The sequence below is a fragment of the Pseudoalteromonas sp. SIMBA_162 genome (genome assembly GCF_046535955.1).
Lineage (GTDB): Bacteria > Pseudomonadota > Gammaproteobacteria > Enterobacterales > Alteromonadaceae > Pseudoalteromonas > Pseudoalteromonas marina.
On sequence record NZ_JAWJBQ010000435.1, the window covers coordinates 1 to 270 of the forward strand.

The following is a 270-nucleotide window of genomic DNA, read 5'->3' on the forward strand; positions in this document are numbered from 1 at the left end:
GTACTTCTTCATCTTCAAAGTTTGTTTTATAGGCAGCTGATCTAGTAAGTTTATAATCGTTTTGATAAGGTGTGAAGTCAACTGTTTCATATTCCTCATTGATTGCAGTCATAGTTTCTTCTGTGTTGGTTACCAACTCATCGAACGTTGTATCATTTACTGTCGAGTATTCAATTCGCATGAAGAGGGAGTCATCATTTTCATAATACAATACGTCTTTTCCAGGCTCTTCAGCAGTTAACGCAAATCCTTTAATTGTTTGAATTGTAT

General features: G+C 34.8%; 1 protein-coding gene. It reads right to left on the bottom strand.

Annotated elements, in window-relative coordinates; all coding sequences use genetic code 11:
- Positions 1-270 (bottom strand): hypothetical protein (locus tag R0J88_RS20370; protein ID WP_410900930.1); only part of this gene is annotated, 270 nt, incomplete at both ends.